Here is a 7,708-nt window from a genome sequence, read left to right as displayed (position 1 = left end):
TCAGCCCCAGCAATAAGGCCAGCAAAATGACAAAGCCCGCATTAATGGAAGGCGTTTGAATAAAAATTAGGTTTAGTGCAATGGCCTGATCGTTAACAATCACCATCCACAACACCACAAACGCTGTAAGCGTTGCTAGCGAATAGAATGCGAAGCGCTTAACGATGGGCATTAACCCTCTCCTTCCTGGATAGGTGTATGGCTCGCACTTTCGTTGACCCGATCTCGCAGCTCTTTGCCGGGTTTAAAGTGCGGTGATCGCTTACCTTCTAGCTGCACCGACTCCCCTGTTTTGGGGTTACGGCCAACGCGTGGCGCACGATAATGCAAAGAAAAACTGCCAAAGCCACGAATCTCAATACGCTCACTGGCTGATAGCGTTTCAGACAAGTGCTCAACCATGGTTTTCACTGAAAGCTCAACATCTTTCAGCGTTAGCATGGTCTGACGCGCAGCGAGGCGGTCAATCAGTTCGGAGCGGGTCAGTGACATGGCAAAGCCTCAACCGTTTAATACAAACGGGACAAGAAACAAGGGTCTGATTTTAAACATAAAAAAACGGGGATAGACAACTATCCCCGTTTTTTTTACAGCTTAGCGAACGCTTAGCTGCCCATTTGCGCCTTAATCAGGTCACCAATGGTCTTAGGACCGGCTGCATCAGCACCCTGATCCTTCAGCGAAGCAATTGCTTCACGGTCTTCAGCTTCATCCTTGGCCTTCACGGACAAGGAAATGACGCGGGTCTTGCGATCGATACCGATGATCTTGGCTTCAACGGCATCGCCGACAGCCAGGAACTTGGTCGCATCTTCAACACGGTCACGGCTCAGCTCAGAAGCACGCAGCGTGGCTTCAACACCGTCGATGTCGATGGTAGCGCCCTTAGCGTCAACCGACTTAACCGTGCCCTTAACCATGGAGCCCTTGTCGAAGCTGCCGACGAAGTCACCGAACGGATCGCGCTCGAGTTGCTTGATGCCCAACGAGATGCGCTCACGCTCTGGATCAACCGAGAGAATGGTGGCTTCGATCGGATCGCCCTTCTTGAAGCGACGCACGGCTTCTTCGCCCGCTTCGTTCCAGGAAATATCGGACAGGTGAACCAGACCGTCGATGCCGCCGTCGAGACCAATGAAGATACCGAAATCGGTGATCGACTTGATGTTGCCGGAAACTTTCTCGCCCTTCTCGTGTTGACGCGCAAAGGCATCCCACGGATTTTCACGGCACTGCTTGATGCCCAGCGAGATACGACGACGCTCTTCGTCGATGTCGAGAACCATAACTTCCACGGCGTCGCCGATTTGAACGACCTTGGACGGGTGAATGTTCTTGTTGGTCCAATCCATTTCGGACACGTGAACCAGACCTTCCACGCCTTCTTCGATTTCGGCAAAACAGCCGTAATCGGTCAGGTTGGTGATCTTAGCGTTGACACGTGTACCTTCTGGGTAACGGCCCATCAGCGCCAGCCATGGGTCTTCGCCGAGTTGCTTCAGACCCAAGGAAACACGGTTGCGCTCGCGGTCGAACTTGAGAACCTTAACGGTCAGCTCAGTGCCCACTTCAACGATTTCCGATGGGTGCTTGATGCGCTTCCAAGCCATGTCGGTGATGTGCAACAGACCATCGATGCCACCCAGATCCACGAATGCGCCGTAGTCGGTGAGGTTCTTGACGATACCCTTGACGACTTGGCCTTCCTGGAGGTTGGCGAGCAGCTGTTCGCGTTCTGCGGACGACTCGGCTTCCATCACGGCGCGGCGCGAAACAACTACGTTGTTACGCTTAGCATCGAGCTTGATGAGCTTGAATTCCAGCTCACGACCTTCCAAATGCGCAGTGTCACGAATTGGACGAATGTCGACCAGCGAACCTGGCAGGAACGCGCGGATGGAACCGACGTCGACGGTGAAGCCGCCCTTGACCTTGCCGGAGATGATGCCACGAATGATTTCGCCGGCTTCGAAAACCTTCTCCAGACGGATCCAGGTTTCGGCACGCTTGGCTTTTTCGCGGGACAGCACGGTGTAACCCATGCCGTTGTCGAGGGCGTCAACAACAACGTCAACCTCGTCACCCACGGCAACTTCCAGCTCGCGGCGATCGTTCAGGAACTCTTCACGGGCAATAACGCCCTCGGACTTGAGGCCAGTGTCAACGGTGATCCAATCGTTATCGATTGCAACGACGGTACCGCGGATCAGCGCACCGCGCTCCACGTCCAGGGAAATTAAGCTTTCTTCAAATAGGGCGGCAAATGAATCAGTCATGTAATCCTTCCAGTGCCGGGATGGCACTTGTGTGTAAATCCACCTGACCAGCTCAGGAGGCGTTGTGGTCTTTTAGTCTCTCGACTCGCCAAGCTGGTGGACGCGAGAAGAGAAACCCCCAACAACATGGGCCTTAGGGTAAGGCACATGCTCGTTAGTCTTTATATAATTCATGACGCTAAGCCATGGATTAAATTACATATATTTGGCAATACTCGGTATCTTTTGGGCCGCTTCAAACACATGAGCTACCACGGCATCAATACCCAGATCGGTACTGTCCAACACAATGGCATCATCCGCTGGCTTCAGCGGCGCAACCGTACGCTGCGTGTCGCGCGCGTCACGGGCTTGGATGTCATCGATTAGGGTGGCGAGACTAGCACTAAAGCCTCTTTCCAGCAATTGCTTGTAGCGACGCTCGGCTCTGGCCTCGGCCGACGCAGTGAGGAAAATCTTGAGCTCGGCGTCTGGGAAAACCACCGTGCCCATATCACGCCCATCGGCGACCAGGCCCGGCGTTTCACGAAACGCTTGCTGACGCGCCATGAGCGCATCGCGTACACGAGGCAATGCTGCGACCTGAGAAGCCGCACGTCCGGCCTCCTCTGTGCGGATACTGTGAGTCACATCCTCGCCTTCCAGCAAGATTTGAGCCTCTCCAGACGCATCGAATAAAAATTGCACATCAAGATGAGCCGCCAATACTTCTAAGGCGGCCTCATTCGTCACGGCTACGGCATGACGCTCTGCCGCTGCACCCAACAAGCGATACAGCGCGCCTGAATCGAGCACATGAAAACCCAAACGGGTGGCCACACGATGAGCGATAGTGCCCTTGCCCGATCCACTGGGGCCATCAATGGTGATGACCGGCGCTAGCAGGACGCGTGGGGACTTTTCGATTTCAGCACTCATGAATACGCTCAACAAAACATTAAAAAAGACTTACTCGCTGGCCGAAATGGCCAAGCCACAGCGTTTTGCTAGGCCGAGGAAATCTGGAAAACTGGTCGCCACGTTAGCGCAGTCACGAATCACAATGGGGCCGTTTGCGCGCAAAGCCGCCATGGCAAATGACATGGCAATTCGGTGGTCACCGTGGCTGACCACTTCGCCGCTGCCGATCTGGCCACCTTGAATGACGATGCCATCAGGTGTGGGCTCTGCGCTGATACCTAAAACAGCTAAGCCATCGGCCATCACCTGAATACGGTCTGACTCTTTTACGCGCAGCTCTTCAGCACCGGTAAGTACCGTTGTGCCTTCTGCACAGGCAGCGGCAATAAACAGCGCTGGAAACTCATCAATTGCTAGGGGCACTTGATCTTCGGGAATGTTAATGCCCTTCAGTTGTGCTGAGCGCACGCGGATATCCGCTACCGGTTCGCCGCCAATTTCGCGCTCGTTGAAGACGTCCAGATTGCCGCCCATGGCCTTGAGGATGTTGATAACGCCTACGCGCGTCGGGTTGATACCGACATGCTCAAGCGTGAGATCAGAGTTTGGGGCAATTGAAGCTGCAACTAGAAAGAACGCCGCCGAAGAAATATCTGAAGGCACATCAATCTTCGTGGCGGTGAGTTTACCGCCGCCACGCAGCGTAGCAGTGGCGCCCTGCACCATCACTTCATAACCGAAGCCTTTCAGCATGCGCTCGGTATGGTCACGGGTCGGTGCAGGTTCGGTAACACTGGTTTCACCGTCAGCCCAGAGGCCAGCAAGCAATACACCGGACTTCACTTGGGCACTGGCAACAGGCATATCGTAATGGATGCCCTTGAGCCCCCCTTTAGCCGCCGTGCTGGCACCGTGAACACTGACAGGCGGCGTGCCGCGCTCACCCGTGGTCTGGATATCCGCTCCCATTAAACGCAGAGGCTTGGCAATGCGCTCCATCGGACGTTTGGTCAACGACGCGTCGCCAGTCATCACGGTATCGAAGGGTTGTGCCGACAAAATGCCGGACAAGAGACGCATGGAGGTACCGGAATTACCAACATAGAGTGGGCCTGGTGCAGGCTTTAGGCCATGCAGACCAACGCCATGCACACGCACGCGACCACGCTCGGGGCCTTCGATGACCACGCCCATGTCACGGAATGCCTGTAGGGTCGCTAGCGCGTCTTCGCCTTCGAGGAAGCCGGTTACTTCCGTAATACCCTCTGCAATAGAGCCGAGCATAATAGAGCGATGCGAGATGGATTTGTCGCCCGGTACACGAATGCGGCCATTCATGCGGCCTCCGGGCTGGACGGTATAGGTCAAATCTTTTTCGGCAGTCATGGATTTCGCATAGGCCGTTCCGGCCAACATGTGGGTGAAGTGTTCTCGTGCCACACGGGCACGCGTGAAAATTCCGAGCAGGGCTTCGCTATCGCCCGTGGTAATGGCTTGGCGCAGTAGACGCGTGCCCGATTCAAAGCCATCCAAAGCCTCTAGAACGGCATCGCGATTCGCTAAGAAGATGTCATGCCACATGGTCGGATCGCTGCCGGCAATGCGGGTGAAGTCGCGAAAACCGCCGGCGGCATAGCGGAAAATATCCAGGTTATTGGATTCTCGAGCCAAGGTATCGACCAGTGAAAACGCCAGTAAATGCGGCAAATGACTGGTCCGGGCCAGTACGGAGTCATGACGCTCAACGCTCATGGTTAACACATCCGCCTGCGCCTTTTGCCACAGCGAGGTCACTAGAGCGAGAGCCTCGGCTTGCGTAGTTGGCAACGGCGTCAGAATGACCTTGTGGCCCGCAAAGAGATTGGCACGACCCGCAAGCACACCGCTTTGCTCAGAGCCTGCAATGGGATGGCCCGGAACAAACGTGGGAGGTACTTCGCCCCAGACGGCTTCGGCGGCAGCCACGACATTACCTTTTGTGCTGCCAACATCGGTTATCACGGCCTGCGCCGACAGTGCTGGCTTAATAGCGCGCAAAATGCTTTCTGTGGCATTAACAGGCATGGCCAATATGACCAAATCAGCCCCGCGCACGGCATCTGCCGGGTCCGCATAACCGATATCAATCAGCCCTAACTGACGTGCCAGAGCCAAGGTCTGGCTGCTACGACTAGCGGCGGTGATGCGCTCCACCAGCTGCTGCTCGCGCATAACGCGCGCCAAGCTGGAGCCGATGAGACCAAAGCCGACAAAAGCGACTTGGCGCAGTGGCCAGCGTGTCATGCCGGGCTCCGGCTGGCAGTAAGTACACGCGCCAAGGCCTCTAAGCCAAACTCATTTTCTTCAGCCAAGCCGATGGAAATACGTAAATGCCTTGGTAAACCGTAGTTGGCCACGGGTCGAACAATCACGCCTTCTCGCAGCAAGGCTTGAAACAAGGGGGCGGCGTCTTGCTGCATGTCAACGCATAGGAAATTTCCGCGTGAGGGTATGGCACTAAGCCCAAGGGCCGCCAATCCTGTTAACCATTGCTGCATGCCGGCTTGATTCAAGTCGCGGGTTTTAGCCACGAACTCATCATCATTAATGGCTGCCGCAGCCGCAATTAGCGCCAAGCTATTAACATTAAATGGCTGACGTACTCGATTGATAATATTTGTTATTTCTGCCGAAGAAACAGCATAACCAACACGCAAGGAGGCCAAGCCATAAGCTTTAGCCAAGGTGCGGGACACGATCAAATTGGGGTACTTAGGCAGCTCTTTCAGGCCATCTAAAGCATCGGGTGCAGTCACAAACTCACCGTATGCTTCATCTAACACTACCACGATATGCGCTGGCACTTGCGCCATGAATGCCGTGAAGTCAGCCGCTTCGAACCATGTGCCCGTGGGGTTATTGGGGTTTGCCAGAAAGATGACTTTGGTGGCCGGCGTGATCGCAGCAGCCATGGCCGGTAAATCATGACCATAATGACGTGCCGGCACAGCGATACCCCGCGCACCTACCGCTTGCACTGCCAAGGGATAAACCGCAAACGCATGCTCAGCAAAAATAGCGTCATCACCCTCGCCCAGAAACGCGCGAGCAACCAGCTCAAGCAGATCATTAGAGCCATTGCCCAGCGTGATGCTATCCAAACTTAAGCCAAAACGCTGGCTTAGCGCCTGCTTCAGGATAAATCCATTGCCATCGGGGTAACGGCCCAGCTCCACAGGATCACCCTGCACTGCTTGCTGCAAAGCAGCGAGTGCTTTTGGCGAGGGCCCGAGCGGGTTTTCATTGCTGGCTAACTTCACCACACGGGTCAGCCCCAACTCGCGCTGCAACTCAGTAATAGGCTTGCCCGGCTGATAAGGCGCGAGGTGTTGGACACAGGGTCGTGCTTGCTGAAGAAATGGCGTCATGGCAGCGTTCTCAGAGCACAGCACGCGGGTAGGAACCCAGCCATTTCACTTGGCGCATACGCGGCTCAAGTTCAGCCATGACTTCTTTCACCAGCGGATCGTCTTGATGCCCTTCGAAATCAATGAAGAAAACATAAGTCCACACATCATGCTTGCTCGGACGGCTTTCAATACGCGTTAAGTTAATACCGCGACGGTAGAAAGGTTCCAACAAGCTATAGAGCGCACCGGCTTCGTTATTTCGTACGGAGACGATGATGGAGCTCTTGTCATCTCCAGAACGCGCTACCGACTCACGACCAATAATTAAGAATCGGGTCGTATTGTTCGGATTATCCTCAATGCGCTCGTGCAACTTCGTTAGACCGTAGAGCTCGGCAGCGGTTTCACCCGCAATCGCAGCCGAATGCCATTCGCCTTTAATCCGGCGCGCAGCCTCGGCATTGCTCGACACCGCCACGCGCTCAGCTTTTGGAAAATTCGCATCCAGCCATTTACGGCACTGCGCTAAAGACTGTTGATGCGAGTAAATACGTGAAATTGACGCTAACTGCGTACCTTCAGACACCAATAAATGGTGATGAATACGCAGCTCTACCTCGCCAATAATCTGCAGGTTCGAGTCCAAGAAAGAGTCTAGCGTATGGCTGACCATCCCCTCAGACGAGTTTTCTACAGGCACCACGCCATAATTGACGCTGCCAGCCGCCACTTCGCGGAAAACATCGTCAATATTGGCCAGCGGTACTGTTTGCACCGAGTGGCCGAAATGCTTCAGCGCCGCCGTTTGCGTAAAAGTGCCGTGAGGCCCCAGGAAAGCAATGCGCAGAGGATGTTCCAACGCCAAACAGGCCGACATGATTTCACGGAACAGGCGTGCCATCTCTTCGGGGTGTAGCGGACCCTCGTTACGCGCCATGACCTTGTTCAGCACTTGCGCTTCGCGCTCAGGGCGGTAAAACACCGTGGCGTCGGGCTCCGTGGCCTTTTTCACTTCGGCTACTTGCTGAGCGCAACGCGCACGGGCACTGATTAAACGCTGAATCTCAGCGTCTATCCCGTCAATTTCGCTACGGATTAATTCCAAGCTGGGCAATTTTTCGCTCATGCTAGCCGCCTTCCTGA

Annotated in this window: 6 protein-coding genes; all 6 read right to left on the bottom strand. The window is 54.9% G+C overall.

The genetic code is table 11. From position 1 onward, the window contains the following. Positions 1 to 171 precede the first annotated feature (171 nt). The gene (gene ihfB, locus AC14IB_RS04030) at positions 172 to 486 is read right to left on the bottom strand and encodes an integration host factor subunit beta (protein ID WP_068860681.1); all 315 of its coding nucleotides are present in this window, start codon (positions 484 to 486) and stop codon (positions 172 to 174) included. Positions 487 to 605: 119 nt separating this feature from the next. Continuing rightward, the gene (gene rpsA / locus AC14IB_RS04025) at positions 606 to 2,276 is read right to left on the bottom strand and encodes a 30S ribosomal protein S1 (RefSeq protein WP_068859329.1); all 1,671 of its coding nucleotides are present in this window, start codon (positions 2,274 to 2,276) and stop codon (positions 606 to 608) included. Positions 2,277 to 2,471: 195 nt separating this feature from the next. Beyond that, a complete protein-coding gene (gene cmk, locus AC14IB_RS04020) occupies positions 2,472 to 3,194 on the bottom strand; it encodes a (d)CMP kinase (protein WP_484230677.1) in 723 nt (240 codons plus the stop codon). A gap of 30 nt (positions 3,195 to 3,224) precedes the next feature. Next, positions 3,225 to 5,459: a bifunctional prephenate dehydrogenase/3-phosphoshikimate 1-carboxyvinyltransferase gene (locus AC14IB_RS04015; RefSeq protein WP_484230676.1), complete on the bottom strand. Its 2,235-nt coding sequence runs from the start codon at positions 5,457 to 5,459 to the stop codon at positions 3,225 to 3,227. Beyond that, entirely contained in the window at positions 5,456 to 6,583 is a 1,128-nt protein-coding gene (gene hisC, locus AC14IB_RS04010) for a histidinol-phosphate transaminase (protein ID WP_484230675.1), read from the bottom strand. The genes AC14IB_RS04015 and hisC overlap by 4 nt, the downstream gene beginning before the upstream one ends. Positions 6,584 to 6,593: 10 nt before the next feature. Beyond that, positions 6,594 to 7,691 carry a prephenate dehydratase gene (pheA, locus tag AC14IB_RS04005; protein WP_068859338.1) on the bottom strand — a complete coding sequence of 366 codons (1,098 nt, stop codon included), beginning with the start codon at positions 7,689 to 7,691 and terminating at the stop codon, positions 6,594 to 6,596. Positions 7,692 to 7,708 lie beyond the last annotated feature (17 nt).

This window comes from Perlucidibaca sp. (assembly GCF_057084925.1).
The sequence above is the reverse complement of the archived record's forward strand: the minus strand, read 5'-3'. Positions and strand labels throughout refer to the sequence as shown.